Raw genomic sequence first — 13,521 nt, 5'->3', positions numbered from 1 at the left:
TTTTTAGGAAGCAAAAAAGCAAGATCAGGGCCCTTCGACTTCCTTACTATCCTGAGTACCTAATTTAATTCCGATGACAGTACCAACAATCGCAAAGGCTATACTCAAAGGCACTTCTACAAACCATAAAGGTGGGATAAATAACGTTTGTAATAGTATCGATACAATTACTGTTCCCACTATAAAGCTCAGTAAATATACACTTAGGGCATAATTCCAAGCTTTTACAACATTGCGCTTAGCCAGAACGGTATAGATACCTGCATTCAATAAATAAGATGGTAATAACTGGTATGTAAAATATTTGCCGAATGAGAGTGAAGCTAAGTTATCACTTCCAATTATTAGAGTGATAAAAGTACTTAATACGGTACCTAAAACCAGCATGACTAAAGTGTATTTTACTATCCTTAAACTATTCAATTTGTCTCCATGTATCATGTCACAATCATGATTTAGAAATGATTAACTAGATACACTAACGCAGAACTAAGTTAACAGCTACGATTCGCGTTTAAAATACTCGCCTTATAATGCTTTAAAATAGTGAATCATTCTAATAACCTCTTTTATTTTATAGCAATAAAGAGGTTCCCAGCGAAAGCTTAGTGGCAAACACCACCAAAGCATTGAACCTGTGTAAAATTTTGTCTCTTGCTTACTGAATTTAAACTTACATCCTTTAAGGGCTGAACCAAATCTTAAGTTTCTTGGCTTTTCACCTGTTTTAAGTGCTTCATTTGCTTGAGAGATAGATAGCATATTTACTTCTAAGTCAATATAACCATGGCTACAGCCAACCTTTCCTACTTTTATTGAAATAGGATCAGAGTTTTCAATATGCTCGATTACTATATCATCTAATATAAATTTCATAATTCTCTTATGTATTTTGCGTGCCTTATATAATCAGTGCCTTGCAAATTAAACTACAGAACCCAAACTAATCGTGCGATTTAATTATTTTGACCATTTAATGCTTTTTAATAGAATTCCCCTATCACTTTATTTTAGAGGTCAGCCATGAATACACTAACAGCAAATGATGCAAAACGTAATTTTGCTGAGCGACTTTTAAACGCCCAGCGTGAACCTATTAAAATTAGTAAAAACAACGAGGACGCCGTAGAGTTTATGTCTATAAAGGATTTTGAAGAATTAAAAAATAAGAAAGTCGACTATATTAAGCATTGCTTTGAAAACGCAACAAGAGACTTAGCTCAAGGTAATGTAGTTGATGGTAAAGACTTCTTGGATACTTTATAAAACATTATGCAAAAGAGAAGTTACAAAAAATCCAGAAATTGGGCGTAGCTGTAATGACATTTATCCAAATGGTTTTTACTTTCCTATTGGTAAACACACTGCTTATTTTATTAAAGAAGATGGTTTTATAATGATTGTTGCCGTACTAAACCAATCTCAGCTTCCTGAAAACCACTTATAATTGCACCACCTTTCACAAAGCCAACACCTCTCACTGCAAACAGCCATACCCTTTTAATGAAATTTCTTGAGTATTCGCGCCACTTTGGTTTTTATGTTGAATGATCAAACGCGAATCTTGGCTAGTAAAGGTAAAGGTTCCGAGCCAAGGTAGCTGGGCTATGGGTTGCATGTGGTAAAAACCGTTGGCATCAAAGCATATAAATGAGAACTCATGATGTACCGGGGCAAATACGCCATAATCAGCGGTAAATACAGCAATGTTGTCTTGCAGCATAAAGTGTTTCGCTTGCGTGCCCGCTACTAAATACCAAAAGCATATTGCTGTCATTATCACCACCTGTAAGCCGCCGAGTAAAAAGACTGAAAATTTAACAATACGGGTCGATTTACTAGCTTCCATATAAAGGCGCTTTGCTTTGAGTAATAACCAAAGCCCAATGGCAACCATAGTGAGCTTTACAATCATTAGTACTACGCCTATTTGATACATCAGCTTAGGGCTGTGCCATTGAATGCCAAATGTTTGCGGGATAAACAAGCTATCAATTAAGGGCAGTAAAATGAGTAGGAATGGCAGAATAAGCGCTTTGTTTTTCATTATTTACTTTTCTAGTGTTCTCGCAAAGATAAGAGCCTAATGTTAATTCTTGGACTCTAAAAAAGCAAAAAGGCGCAACCTGAGGTTACACCTTTTATCGTCCTGGGCAGAACTTAAAATTTACAGTGCAGCGAATACATCGTCTGTTTTAGCAGCACAGATAAAATCATTTTTGTGTAACCCTTTGATAGAGTGGCTCCACCAAGTAACGGTTACTTTGCCCCACTCGGTTAACAAACTGGGTGGTGACCTTCTTCTTCAGCCATATCGCCCACTTTATTAGTGAACTCAAGTGCTTGCTTGAAGTTTTTAAACTTGTAAACACGCTCTAATTGCATAATGCCGTCGCGCACTTCAGGAACCCAGTCTGGGATCATTTTGATCAATTCTGCTAATTCAGCATCAGATACTTTAGGCGCATCCGCACGACACGCTTCACACTTTTGTGTGCTTAATGAAGACATTATAAATCCTTAACTTGCTAATTTTTCTTTAGGAGGAAACTTTGGCTCATGTAGCCCTAATTCTTTTGCTTTACTCACCAGCGACATGATATCCATTTGTGAAATATCAAATAAGTCATTGATTGAGTTAATGGTGTAGTACACAGGCTGCATAATATCAATACGATAAGGTGTACGTAATACATCAAGAACGTTCATCGCATTGATTTCTGGCTTATCTGAATACACATACTGTGTTTCGCCTGGGCTTGATAAAATACCACCACCATAAATACGCAGACCTTGTTCGGTTTGCATTAAACCAAACTCAACGGTAAACCAGTAAAGGCGTGCTAAATAAACACGATCTTTCTTTTCAGCGGCATAACCTAACTGACCATATTTGTGTGTAAACTCAGCAAATGCTGGGTTGGTAAGCATGGCACAATGACCAAAAATCTCGTGGAAGATATCAGGCTCTTGTAAGTAGTCAAACTCTTCACGGCTGCGAATAAAAGTCGCTACTGGGAACTGCTTATTTGCTAATAATCGAAAGAACTCATCAAAATCGATCAGTGCCGGAACAGGCGCAACTTGCCAGCCCGTTGTTTCGAGTAGCACTTCGTTAAGTTCACTAAGTTGTGGAATACGATCTGTTGGTAAATTAATTTTCTTAAGACCTGCTAAATATTCATCACAGGCTTTACCTTCTATGCAAGCGAGTTGGCGAGCAACTAGCTCAGACCATATTTTATTTTCTTCTTCGCTCCAATGGATAACCCCATTTTCATCAGGTTGCTTGGAGGTGTAATTACTTGCTTTAGCCATAATAACCTTCTTCGTTAAATCTTGATCAGCATTGATCAGAATCTCATTAACTTGTTAAGCCGATACTATGTAAAAGTAAGCTAAATTTTAATAGTTAAGGCTGTTTCTAAGGTTTGCAGAAACAGCCTTAACGTAAAGATAAAATTACACTAAAAGATCGAAAAGTTTACACACCCCGTTTTTAAAGGGCTGAAAGCAGTCTTTGATGTAAACTTTAAATTACAACCTAACCAATGAATGTAAATGCAGTTTTAAGATCGTTAATAATATCGTTAACATCCTCAAGACCAACTGATAATCGAATTAAGCCATCACTGATCCCTGCAGCTGCTCTTTCTTCAGGTGTATAAGGCGAATGTGTCATCGATGCAGGATGTTGAATGAGGGTTTCAGCATCCCCTAAACTCACAGCAAGGGTACAAAGCTGAGTGTTATTTATAAATGTTTCGCCATCTTCAAGGCTGCCTTTTATTTCAAAGGCAATAACACCACCAGCGGCTTTCATTTGTGAACCAATAAATTGATGACCCGGATGTGATTTAAGCCCTGGGTAATAAACTTTGCTAACTAACGGGTGTTGCTCTAAATATTCAGCAACCACTTGGGCACTCGCACAGTGGCGCTCCATACGTACAGCAAGGGTTTTTAAACCGCGATTAATTAACCATGCATCATGAGGACTAATCGTTGCACCAATATCTTTTAGCACCGTCATTTTTATCAGGTTGATATGCTCCTCTGTGCCGCACACAAGTCCTGCCACCACATCACCATGACCATTTAGGTATTTAGTTGCGCTATGTACCACAATATCAATGCCAAACGAGGTAGGTTGCTGGAGCAGAGGCGTTAAGAAAGTATTGTCGATAACGCTTATCAGTTGATGCTGCTTGGCAACATCAGCAATTAAACTTAGATCAAGCACCGCCATGGTCGGATTAATTGGCGTTTCAGCAAAAATCATTTTTGAATTGGCTTTAACCGCGCCGCGAATTTCAGCCTCGTTGGTCATATCAACAAAAGTAACTTCGATACCAAAGCGCGACAACATGTGAGCAAAAAATGCAAAAGTACAGCCGTATAACGCGCTTGATGCGACTAGGTGGTCACCTTGTTGTAAAAAGCTAAGCACAGACGCAGACACCGCACCCATACCCGTTGCTGTAGCAGCCGCTGCTTCACAGTTTTCTAATTGAGCCACTTTTTGTTCTAGCTCTTGGGTTGTCGGATTACCCAAACGGGTATAAATAAAGCCCTGCTCTTCACCGGCAAATCGGGCTGCACCTTGGGCTGCATTAGCAAAAGAGAAGGTAGAGGTTTGATAAAGTGGCGCACTCAGTGCGCCATGTGGATCATTTGGTTTTTCTGGACCATGAATACATTGTGTATGTAAGTGATGCTTAGTCATTGTGTGTTCTCGTTTTTATTATCAGTACTTCATACTCATAAATAAAACGTAGATACCCACAATGCACAAGCATGCCGGATGCTCAGATGGCTAAATATCACTCAGCTGTTTTTATTAACTGTACACAAAAGTTGTCATTTTGTATTTTCGGTCTCTTTGTCGCTCGTACGTGAGGCAATTTTACGGGCAATACTATTGGCGGTTTCTTTTAGCAAGCTGCGCTTATGCTCTAAGCGAGGTAATGGGCGACTAAGCTCCATCGCTTTATACCCTATACGCGCGGTAAAAATACCGGCACTTAGCCCTTGCGCTGCACGGCCCGACAATTTTCCCAGTAATTCAGCGCTTAGTGCCGTTGCAGCTAAATCTGAAACTAACTCTGCACTACCAACAAACAACACTTGCTTCACTAATAAGCGGTACAATTTAATACGGCTTGCATAACCAAAACCAATACCGTAAATACGGCCAATTTGCTCAATGAGCTTAGTGCCACGCCATAGCACCGCCATCATATCGACTAAAGCCAACGGGCTTAGCGCAACCAATAAACCAGACTCAGTAGCAAAACGATTAATCAGTTTTTTTGCTTGCTGATCTTGGCTGACCAATAAGCTATCGGCATATAAGGTCATGATTTCTTTATCGGTATGGTGACTTGCTATTTGCTGCTTAAACTCTTCAAATCCAGTAAGCGCTTGATGTTTATTAAGCTTTTCTAGCCACGGCAGTGCCTCACCTACTTGCTCGCTATTGAGTAAGCGGTCAGCCTCGGTACGATGCAATTGATTACGCTTTAAACTTCTTAGCATGCGGTACTCGCGCCAAATAACACGGGCAATCAGTAGCACACCACTAAGAACAGCCGTTAAATACACCGAACCTAAAATAATTGATTGCTGAAACGTCACAAATAGTGACATCGCAAACTCAAGTAATACTAAAACTAAGAAGCTAACAACAAACACCCCTTTTAGGGTTTGCCATTTCGACTTTTTATACACAGGCTCAAGCTCAATGCTATCTTGCTGATCTTCTTCAGTGTCGATAAATTCGGCGTTTTCTATCACTTTAGCAACTGTTAACTCCTCTGCAGGAGCTTCGTTGCTTGCAGAGCTTGAAATACGGCGACCTGCCTGAAAGTTCATCTCCTTTGGTTGCTCACTCATGTTAGTTTATCTCCTATCAGGTACTGCATGACATGATCTAAACGAATATGCTTTAACCGTTTATCAGGGCATGGCAATGGCGAAAACGATAAGAACTCAAAGCCCTGTTTTGGCCACTCTTGTTTGTTGAGCAGGCGTGACGGTGGTTGCGGTGGTAAATACGTTAGCCATTCTTGCTCGCCTAAAGGCTTGCCATAAATACAAGCTAACTGTTGGCCTTTTTCAGCCACTTGGCGCGGCTCTGTAGCGCAGATAGATGACATTGCCATGGTTTCGATTTGCACGCCTTCGAACTTTAAATGATTCGATTGGTCATGCACGATTGAATCAAGCAATAGCGCTAAGTCTTTATGATATTGCGCACTAATATGATCTGACTTATTGGCCGCAAACAGTAGCTTGTCGATGTTTGGTTTAAACAAACGTTTAAAGAAGCTTGCTTCACCATAATTAAAATGGGCCAACAATTGGTTAATAACACGGCTTTGCTCATGCAGGGTTTCGCTGCCTTCATTCAAAGCACTGAGCACATCCACTAGCACAATTTGTCGGTCAAAATGACGAAAATGCTGCTCGTAAAAAGGTTTTACAACCTCTTTTACATAGGCTTTATAGCGCTTTTTAAGATGCGCTAGATTCGACCCTTCGGTTATTTCATCTGGCACATGCGCAACAGGGAAAAACTGCAGTAGCGGCGCTCCTTTAAGCTCGCCTGGCATCAGCATGCGACCAGGTTGCAGCATGGCAAGTTTGGTGTCTTTTTTAAGGCCCACTAATAACTGCTGATAAAGCGCAGCGACATCAGCAAGTTTGCTCTCATCAACACTGGCTGATAGATCAAGTTCAGCAAGGGCGGTTAAAAATGGCTTCGCTTTTTCGTTGCGTGCTGTTTGCTGCAAGAGTGAGTATTGTGACTCACACCAATCAGCAAATGATTGCTCTAGCATTGGCAAATCAAGTAGCCATTCACCTGGGTAATCAATAATGTCTAAATAGAGTGTTGATTGCGGTGCAAAGTGACCGCGTAGCCCCGAATTACTTTGGTACTTAATAGCTAAACGTAGCGTATTTATACGCTCGGTAGAGGCAAACGCCAAGCTGGCTCACCTTCAACAGGTAATAACGCTGATAATGCATTTGTGTATTCAAATGTCGGTATTGTCAGTGCTTGCTGCGGCACAATTTTTGTAGCGATATGACGCTTTTCGCGCATCACATCAAAAAAAGGTAAGTTTTTATCGTCAGCTTGGCTGGTTAAATGTTTAACCAAGGCGGTAATAAAAGCGGTTTTGCCGCTGCCACTTAACCCTGTGACGGCTAATTTCACGTGTTGATCTAAACTACGGTGAAGGGCTTTTTCCGCTTTATTTTTTAACGAATTAAAGGTGTTCTTTGCAAATGATTGGCTCATAAAGTGTCTAGCACCTTATTTGCGCTGGGTATCACGATGCAAACAAGGTGCGTATATATCCTTTAAAGTTTGTTGATTTCACGGCTAACCGTAAATTCTGTTGATGTGACATAGCGTTCCATCTCTTGTAAACGACCATCAACTCGAGCAAGACGATCTTTTAAGTCTTGCAATGCACGGCGAGGTGGTTCCCCTTTTTGCCATACTTTAAATTTTACTTCAAGCGGGTCTTGGTGAATGCTGTCTGTGCTTTTCTCTGTTTTTTCTGTCGGTTTTTTATCTAAAATAAACCAAGCAGCAATGTAAGCAACAACAATAAATTGACCACCTGATAATAACGCTGCCGAAACGACTAAGATACGTACCAGCCAAAGCTCCATGTTAAAGTAATCACTGATACCTGCACATACACCACCTAACTTGCCACGTTCAGGGTCTTTATATAATTCGCGTTTGATACTCATACTTTACGTCTCCACTGCGGAGCCTCTTGATCAAGTAAGGCTTCTAATGTTTCAACACGCTCTGCCATTTTATCTGCTTTTTGTGCAAGCTCTAATAATTGGCGGTGCTCGTGTTCACTTAAACCTTGGCTCACTTGTTTTTTACTACGGTAATGTAAAATTAGCCAAAGTGGGGCAACAACCACCATAAAAACTATAATCGGTGCCATCAAAACTTCTGCGTCGAACATGGTACTCTCCTGTCAATCCGTTATGTGTTTAAGCATTGGGGGACATGCCCCCATTTATTATTTTTTATCTGCTAATTTTTTCTTAAGCTCAGCGAGCTCATCATCAATCTTTTCGTCTTGCTGAAGACCAGCAATTTCGTCAGCTAATGATTTTTTACCAAGATCATAAGACTCTATTTGTGATTCTAGACCATCGATTCTTAGTTTCGTAACGTTCGAAGCGGTTTAGAGCGTCTTCAACTTTAGAGCTGTCGAGTGCTTTTTTAACTTCAAGATGTGACTCAGCAGAGCGTTGACGTAAGATGATTGCTTTTTGACGCGCTTTTGCATCAGCTAGCTTCTCTTGTAACGTACTCACTTCTTGCTGTAGTTTCTCGATGTGAGACTCTACATGCTCAAGCTCAGTTTCAACCGCTGCGACTGCATCTGCTGACTTTTGCTTTTCAATCAGTGCTGCACGCGCTAAATCATCACGGTCTTTACTTAGTGCTAATTCAGCTTTTTCTTGCCAGTCTGCAACTTGAACTTTTAAAGTTTCAACGCGACGTACTAGCTCTTTTTTCTCAGCAAGTGTTTTCGCTGATGTAGAGCGAACTTCTACTAATGTATCTTCCATCTCTTGGATGATCAGGCGAACCATTTTTTCTGGGTCTTCTGCTTTATCTAAGATGGCATTGATATTAGAATTAACGATGTCTGCAAAACGTGAAAAAATTCCCATAACATTTACCTCTTTGGTGTTTTAACTTAATCAGTTGGTATATCTAGTATCAATATGCTTGCCAACTTTTATAAACTTAGAATAACTTAATATATTCAAACAGTTAAACTAAATTTATAAATTTCTTTAGTTCTCATAGATAATGAAATACACTAGATCTTAGTAAAAATGACTAAGAGTTAGGGAATATGAGCCAATTTCGCCAGCAGGATAATTTACTCGGCCAATCTGACAGTTTTTTAAGTGTGCTTGATCAAGTTTCGCAACTAGCCAGTTTAGAAAAGCCAGTCCTTATTATTGGTGAGCGCGGTACGGGTAAAGAACTTATTGCAGCCCGTTTGCACTTCTTATCTAAGCGTTGGGACCAAAACTATATAAAGCTCAACTGTGCAGCGCTTAACGAAAACCTGCTCGAAAGTGAATTATTTGGTCATGAAAGTGGTGCATTCACCGGTGCTAGCAAACGCCACGAAGGCCGCTTTGAACGTGCTAATGGCGGTACGCTATTCCTTGATGAATTAGCCAATACCTCGGCGATGGTACAAGAAAAACTACTACGCGTTATTGAATACGGCGAATTTGAACGCGTTGGTGGTAAGCAAACCGTTAAAGTCGATACCCGTTTAGTCTGTGCGACCAATGAAGATTTACCAACCCTTGCTGAGCAAGGCGAATTTAGAAGCGACTTACTCGACCGCCTCGCCTTTGATGTGATTACCCTACCCCCGCTGCGTGAACGCCAAGAAGATATCATGTTACTGGCAGAACAATTTGCAATTAACATGGCCCGCGACCTTGAGTGGGAGCTATTTAGTGGCTTTACGCGTAGCGCCATCGAAACGCTACAATCTTATGAGTGACCGGGTAATATTCGTGAATTAAAGAATGTGGTTGAACGTAGTTTATATCGTCATGGTAACGAACATATTCCCGTTCACCAGATTATTTTAGATCCATTTGCGAGTAAATTTAGACCTAAACAGCGCGTAAAAGCTGCCGTTAGCAGTGCCCCAGTTGCAAATGTCGAAGCTGCGCCTATCGCCACAACACAAAATCAAGACGTTGTGACACTCAATAAGCCCGACATTCAATTTCCTTGTAATTTAAAGCAGCTGTCTAACGACTTTGAAATTGATGTCATTAAAAAAGCACTTGAACATAGCCAATTTAACCAAAAGAAAACTGCAGAACATTTAGAATTAACGTATCATCAATTACGTGGCTATTTGAAAAAATACAATTTATTAGATCAGCAGCAATAGTTAGAGGCTAATCAGGTGTTTAAACCGTTACTTGCTTTGTCTTTGGTGTGCTTAGTAGGCTGCCTAGATAACGAAGAAAAAACCACAGAACAAAAAAACCAGGGCTTAGTCTATTGCGCTGAAGCAAACCCTGTGTCGTTTAATCCACAAGTGACAACGACAGGTTCGACTATCGATATTATCGCCAATCAGCTTTATGATCGCCTGTTAAGTATTGATCCGGTGTCTGCCGAGTTTAAAGCAGAGCTGGCAACTGATTGGAAAATTAGCCCAGACGGCAAAGCAATTACCTTTACCCTGCGTAAAGGGGTTAAATTTCATACCACAAAATACTTTACCCCAAGCCGTGATTTTAACGCTGATGATGTAATTTTTACTTTCAGCCGCTTATTTGACGTTTATAACCCTTACCACTTTGTTGGCGATGCCAGTTACCCTTATTTTCAAAGTGTGGGTATTGATCAGCTTATTCGTCGTATTGTGCGTGTTTCTGATTACCAAGTACGGTTTGAGCTTTATAATGCTGAAAGCAGCTTTTTAGCAAACCTTGCAACCGACTTTGCCGTGGTGTTATCGGAAGAATACGCCATGCAGCTTAAAGAGCGAAACCAAGAAAACTTATTTGACCAATACCCTGTGGGTACTGACCCTATGTATATAAAGAATATCGTCGAGACCGCTTAATTCGCTATTACCGAAACCCTGACTACTGGAAACATCCTGTAGCACTTGAACAACTGGTGTATGACATTACGCCAAACGGCACCACTCGCGTTGCGAAAATGCTCACTAAAGAGTGTGATGTGACTGCGCACCCAAGCAGCGCGCAGCTAAGTATTTTATCGCAACGTGAAGACATAAAAGTTCAAAAAGAGCAAAACTTAAATATTGGTTACTGGGCCTTTAATACTGAGCGACCGCCTTTTGATGATGTACGTGTACGCCAAGCACTCGCAAGCGCCATTGATGTCGATAAAATCATGCAAGCGGTGTATTACGGTAACGGCATTAAAGCGCAGTCATTACTGCCTCCGGCTTCGTGGGCATTTGAAGCGCAAAAAGCCATGCCTGAATTTAACCCAGCTCTTGCCAAAACCTTGCTCGCAGAAGCTGGCTACAAAAATGGCTTTGATATGAATATTTGGGCTATGCCGGTAAGCCGTATTTATAATCCAAACGCCCGTAAAATGGCTGAGCTGATGCAAAGTGATTTACGCAAGATTGGTGTAAACGTTAATATCGTCGAGTATGAGTGGAACACCTTTTTACAACGCGTTGGTGAGCATAGACACGATAGTGTGTTACTTGGTTGGGCTGCTGATACGCCAGATCCTGATAATTTTATGAGCCCATTGTTAAGTTGCACCGCAACATTTAGTGGTAAAAACCCTGCCAATTGGTGTCATCCTGAATTTGATTTATTACTTACTCAAGCCCTCGACACCACAGATCTTGAAAAACGAAAACAATACTACAATCAGGCACAGCGGATCATAGTGCAAGAGCTGCCTATTTTGCCGATAGCCCATGGTATGCGCTTTCAAGCAGCAAGTAGTGACGTAAAAGGTATAAATTTAAGCCCATTCGGCGGCATTTCACTAGCTAACGCGAGGAAAGAATAATGATCCTTGATTATATTCTTCGTCGTCTAGCATTGTTAATGTTTATGATGCTGACGCTGAGTATTTTTACCTTTTCATTGAGCTTTATGTTCCCGGGTGATGCGCTAACTAACTTAAGCGGTATTACTAATAGTACGTTCTCGCAAACCAGTGTGTTAGAGGAAAAGTTTCACTTTACCGACAACTACGTGGTGCAATACTTTGCCTTTTTAGAACGCATTATTCAGGGGGATTGGGGAATTTCTTTTGCATCTGGTGAGAGTGTATTTCAACATATAAAAGACTTATTTCCAGCAACACTCGAATTGAGTCTTTATGCGCTCATTGTATCCGTCATAGTTGGCGTACCAAGTGGTATTTTAGCCGCTGCCTACTACAAACGTTGGCCTGATAAACTGATAAATTCCGGCACACTTTTTGGCTATTCAATGCCCGTTTTTTGGTTAGCATTGTTACTAATTATGGTGTTTTCCCTGCAACTAGGCTGGTTTCCTATGTCGGGCCGAATGGGCCTTCTTTACGAAATAGAACCAGTTACCGGCTTTATACTTATTGATATCTTTTTAGCTGATTTCCCCTATGATGGCATGGCATTTTTAGATGCAATCCATCATTTAACACTACCTACCATAGTACTTGCTATGTATCCGACCACAGTACTAGTTCGCTTTACCCGTGATTCAATGCTGAAAGTACTCGATCAAAGTTATATTAAAACAGCCCGCGCAAAGGGCTTAAACCGTGCGCAGCTGATTATTCACCACGCTCTGCGTAATGCGCTGCTACCGGTGATTAAACAAATAGGTCTACAGTTTAGTACCTTGATCACCCTTGCGATGATCACCGAGGTTATTTTCTCATGGTCGGGCATTGGTCGTTGGCTTATCGATAGTATTTATCAGCGTGACTACCCTGCAATTCAAGGTGGCTTACTCGCTGTTTCTATGTTCGTTATTTTAGCTACCATTATTGCTGAGCTCACTTATACCTTATTCGACCCATTATCGCGGAACCAAGCACATGGCAAAGTTTAATTTATTCTCTGAAGAGTCGAATAAATCGCCGTTAGCGCGATTTTGGAAGAAATTTAAAACCAATCACCCTGCCCTTGTAGGCTTATGGTTGTTTATTGCTTTAGTGTTACTGGCAGTGTCTGCACCACTCCTTGCACCTTATGGCGTGAACCAGCAACACAGCGATGCACTGCTATTACCGCCATCGTGGCATGATGCAGGTGACGTACGCTTTTTATTAGGCACCGACGATTTAGGCCGAGATGTATTGTCACGTTTAATGAATGGTGCAACTTACACCTTTGGTTTATCGGTTGTCGCAGCTTTGATCACCACAGTGATAGGTGTGTTAGTGGGCACCTTTGCTGGCATTAGCAAAGGTATTCGCTCAAGCTTTTTAAATCACTTGCTTGATATTACCTTATCAATTCCATCATTATTACTGGCCATCATTATTATTGCGATTCTTGGCCCTGGTCTAATGAATACAGTTTGGGCGATTATATTAGCTTTATTGCCTCAGTTTATTCACTCGGTGCGTAACTTAATTGTCGAAGAGCTGAACAAAGATTACATTACAGCATTCAAGCTTGATGGCGCATCCAATTGGCATATTCTTGCTCGTGGTATTTTTCCGAACATTTACGAGCATATTGTGGTTATTTTTACCATGGCGCTTTCTACTGCGATTTTGGATATCTCGGCACTTGGCTTTTTAAAATTGGGCGCCCAGCCCCCCACCACAGAATGGGGCGCTATTTTGGCTGAAAATCTAGGTTTAATTTACCTTGCCCCTTGGACTGTTGGCTTACCAGGCGTATTATTATTTTTAGCAGTGCTGTCTACCAATTTAGTAGGTGACGGTTTACGCCAAGTGCTTAAAGAACGTAAGGCCGACTAATT

The 13,521-nt window shown here is 40.9% G+C and carries 12 protein-coding genes and 5 pseudogenes; 6 read left to right on the top strand and 11 right to left on the bottom strand.

The window, feature by feature from the left end; all coding sequences use genetic code 11:
- Positions 1–24 precede the first annotated feature (24 nt).
- Positions 25–423: a hypothetical protein gene (locus ACRWSG_RS14470; protein WP_294409577.1), complete on the bottom strand. Its 399-nt coding sequence runs from the start codon at positions 421–423 to the stop codon at positions 25–27.
- Positions 424–528: 105 nt separating this feature from the next.
- Complete coding sequence (locus tag ACRWSG_RS14465) at positions 529–876, bottom strand: hypothetical protein (protein WP_462166584.1); 348 nt, start codon at positions 874–876, stop codon at positions 529–531.
- Positions 877–1,023: 147 nt separating this feature from the next.
- Between ACRWSG_RS14465 and ACRWSG_RS14460 the strand changes: the two genes are divergently transcribed.
- The gene (locus ACRWSG_RS14460) at positions 1,024–1,266 is read left to right on the top strand and encodes a type II toxin-antitoxin system prevent-host-death family antitoxin (RefSeq protein WP_054553130.1); all 243 of its coding nucleotides are present in this window, start codon (positions 1,024–1,026) and stop codon (positions 1,264–1,266) included.
- Entirely contained in the window at positions 1,238–1,447 is a 210-nt protein-coding gene (locus tag ACRWSG_RS14455) for a type II toxin-antitoxin system RelE/ParE family toxin (protein WP_082389258.1), read from the top strand. Before ACRWSG_RS14460 ends, ACRWSG_RS14455 begins: the two co-directional genes overlap by 29 nt.
- 30 nt (positions 1,448–1,477) lie before the next feature.
- Here the strand turns inward: ACRWSG_RS14455 and ACRWSG_RS14450 are convergent, their stop codons facing one another.
- The 9 genes and pseudogenes from ACRWSG_RS14450 to pspA all read right to left on the bottom strand — a co-directional run bounded on the left by ACRWSG_RS14450 (position 1,478) and on the right by pspA (position 8,721).
- Positions 1,478–2,047 (bottom strand): hypothetical protein, encoded by a 570-nt coding sequence (locus ACRWSG_RS14450; RefSeq protein ID WP_462166583.1) that lies wholly within the window; start codon positions 2,045–2,047, stop codon positions 1,478–1,480.
- Positions 2,048–2,167: 120 nt separating this feature from the next.
- A pseudogene (locus ACRWSG_RS14445) lies at positions 2,168–2,511 on the bottom strand (4a-hydroxytetrahydrobiopterin dehydratase).
- Positions 2,512–2,520: 9 nt separating this feature from the next.
- The gene (gene phhA, locus ACRWSG_RS14440; protein ID WP_054553132.1) at positions 2,521–3,318 is read right to left on the bottom strand and encodes a phenylalanine 4-monooxygenase; all 798 of its coding nucleotides are present in this window, start codon (positions 3,316–3,318) and stop codon (positions 2,521–2,523) included.
- Positions 3,319–3,544: 226 nt separating this feature from the next.
- Positions 3,545–4,726: a methionine gamma-lyase gene (gene megL, locus ACRWSG_RS14435; RefSeq protein WP_462166581.1), complete on the bottom strand. Its 1,182-nt coding sequence runs from the start codon at positions 4,724–4,726 to the stop codon at positions 3,545–3,547.
- Between the two features lie 134 nt (positions 4,727–4,860).
- Entirely contained in the window at positions 4,861–5,895 is a 1,035-nt protein-coding gene (locus ACRWSG_RS14430; RefSeq protein ID WP_462166580.1) for a TIGR01620 family protein, read from the bottom strand.
- Positions 5,892–7,306: pseudogene (locus tag ACRWSG_RS14425) on the bottom strand (YcjX family GTP-binding protein). The gene ACRWSG_RS14430 and the pseudogene ACRWSG_RS14425 overlap by 4 nt, the downstream one beginning before the upstream one ends.
- A 62-nt stretch (positions 7,307–7,368) precedes the next feature.
- Positions 7,369–7,770, bottom strand: coding sequence for an envelope stress response membrane protein PspC (pspC, locus tag ACRWSG_RS14420; protein WP_054553136.1), 402 nt, complete (start codon positions 7,768–7,770; stop codon positions 7,369–7,371).
- Positions 7,767–8,000, bottom strand: coding sequence for an envelope stress response membrane protein PspB (pspB, locus tag ACRWSG_RS14415; RefSeq protein ID WP_036969793.1), 234 nt, complete (start codon positions 7,998–8,000; stop codon positions 7,767–7,769). Before pspB ends, pspC begins: the two co-directional genes overlap by 4 nt.
- 57 nt (positions 8,001–8,057) lie before the next feature.
- Positions 8,058–8,721 (bottom strand): annotated as a pseudogene (pspA, locus tag ACRWSG_RS14410) (phage shock protein PspA).
- Between the two features lie 188 nt (positions 8,722–8,909).
- Here pspA and pspF point away from each other — a divergent pair.
- The 4 genes and pseudogenes from pspF (at position 8,910) to ACRWSG_RS14390 (ending at position 13,519) form a co-directional block, all read left to right on the top strand.
- Positions 8,910–9,983: pseudogene (pspF, locus tag ACRWSG_RS14405) on the top strand (phage shock protein operon transcriptional activator).
- 15 nt (positions 9,984–9,998) lie between these two features.
- Positions 9,999–11,605: pseudogene (locus tag ACRWSG_RS14400) on the top strand (ABC transporter substrate-binding protein).
- Complete coding sequence (locus tag ACRWSG_RS14395; protein WP_462166579.1) at positions 11,605–12,639, top strand: ABC transporter permease; 1,035 nt, start codon at positions 11,605–11,607, stop codon at positions 12,637–12,639. Before ACRWSG_RS14400 ends, ACRWSG_RS14395 begins: the two are co-directional and overlap by 1 nt.
- Positions 12,626–13,519: an ABC transporter permease subunit gene (locus tag ACRWSG_RS14390; protein WP_054553141.1), complete on the top strand. Its 894-nt coding sequence runs from the start codon at positions 12,626–12,628 to the stop codon at positions 13,517–13,519. Before ACRWSG_RS14395 ends, ACRWSG_RS14390 begins: the two co-directional genes overlap by 14 nt.
- Positions 13,520–13,521 lie beyond the last annotated feature (2 nt).

It is taken from the genome of Pseudoalteromonas sp. GB43 (assembly GCF_054923805.1).
Note: the sequence above shows the minus strand (reverse complement) of the source record. Positions and strands in the feature narration are given on the sequence as shown.

Bases quoted from the DNA above. Each gene is read 5' to 3' on its own strand.
- ACRWSG_RS14465 (WP_462166584.1), bottom strand. From the start codon at position 876: ATGAAATTTATATTAGATGATATAGTAATCGAGCATATTGAAAACTCT.
- ACRWSG_RS14460 (WP_054553130.1), top strand. From the start codon at position 1,024: ATGAATACACTAACAGCAAATGATGCAAAACGTAATTTTGCTGAGCGA.
- ACRWSG_RS14455 (WP_082389258.1), top strand. From the start codon at position 1,238: ATGGTAAAGACTTCTTGGATACTTTATAAAACATTATGCAAAAGAGAA.
- ACRWSG_RS14450 (WP_462166583.1), bottom strand. From the start codon at position 2,047: ATGAAAAACAAAGCGCTTATTCTGCCATTCCTACTCATTTTACTGCCC.
- phhA (WP_054553132.1), bottom strand. From the start codon at position 3,318: ATGGCTAAAGCAAGTAATTACACCTCCAAGCAACCTGATGAAAATGGG.
- megL (WP_462166581.1), bottom strand. From the start codon at position 4,726: ATGACTAAGCATCACTTACATACACAATGTATTCATGGTCCAGAAAAA.
- ACRWSG_RS14430 (WP_462166580.1), bottom strand. From the start codon at position 5,895: ATGAGTGAGCAACCAAAGGAGATGAACTTTCAGGCAGGTCGCCGTATT.
- pspC (WP_054553136.1), bottom strand. From the start codon at position 7,770: ATGAGTATCAAACGCGAATTATATAAAGACCCTGAACGTGGCAAGTTA.
- pspB (WP_036969793.1), bottom strand. From the start codon at position 8,000: ATGTTCGACGCAGAAGTTTTGATGGCACCGATTATAGTTTTTATGGTG.
- ACRWSG_RS14395 (WP_462166579.1), top strand. From the start codon at position 11,605: ATGATCCTTGATTATATTCTTCGTCGTCTAGCATTGTTAATGTTTATG.
- ACRWSG_RS14390 (WP_054553141.1), top strand. From the start codon at position 12,626: ATGGCAAAGTTTAATTTATTCTCTGAAGAGTCGAATAAATCGCCGTTA.